The organism is Treponema primitia ZAS-1 (assembly GCF_000297095.1).
GTDB lineage: Bacteria > Spirochaetota > Spirochaetia > Treponematales > Breznakiellaceae > Termitinema > Termitinema primitia_A.
The window spans coordinates 1-600 of record NZ_AEEA01000008.1 but is presented as its reverse complement, the minus strand read 5'-3'; the positions used below and the strand labels follow the sequence as shown (position 1 = coordinate 600).

Below are 600 nucleotides of genomic sequence, written 5' to 3'. Positions count from 1 at the left end.
TTTCCTATTCATCATACCTATACTCCTCATTTGTTCATCATCACCAGAAAGGTGCCAGGCACCTTTCTGTCTGTCTGTCCCTCCAGAGCGTCTGTCTGTCCCTCCGGAGTTTCCGTCTGTCCCTCCAGAAAGTCTGTCTGTCCCTCCAGAGGGTCTGTCTGTCCCTCCAGAGTTTCCGTCTGTCCCTCCAGAGTTTCCGTCTGTCCCTCCAGAGGGTCTGTCTGTCCCTCCAGAGAGTCTGTCTGTCCCTCCAGAAAGTCTGGAGGTACCTCCAGACTTTTTAAGGGCGGTGGCAAGTTCCGAAGGAACTTGCCCGGAGTTTTGGCGGGGCCAAAACTCCACCGGGTTTGGCCCGGGCCTGCCGTTTTAGTCCTCCTCCCAATAGAGCTTGGGATACACCGGGGTGCCGGTGATGCCAAGGTTCTTCCAGTATTGGCCGCTGGTGCCGGGGTTGTCGGTGACGATGCCCCATTGGGGGTTGATGGTGTCGCTGGGCCATGCGTCGCTGCCGCCGAACTTCGTGGTGCCGCCGGTGCCGGTGCCGGTGCCTGCATTGCTACTCACCGAACCGGTCCAGTAGCAGGCGGTGATGTAGCTGAC

2 protein-coding genes are annotated in these 600 nt (G+C 58.7%); one reads left to right on the top strand and one right to left on the bottom strand.

All coding sequences use genetic code 11. The annotated features are described in order from the left end of the window. The coding region (locus TPRIMZ1_RS20785) for a hypothetical protein (protein ID WP_232616714.1) at window positions 1-284 on the top strand (284 nt) is incomplete at its 5' end. Between the two features lie 82 nt (window positions 285-366). Here TPRIMZ1_RS20785 and TPRIMZ1_RS18130 read toward each other — a convergent pair. Beyond that, on the bottom strand, window positions 367-600 hold a 234-nt coding region (locus TPRIMZ1_RS18130), incomplete at its 5' end, for a hypothetical protein (RefSeq protein ID WP_010253332.1).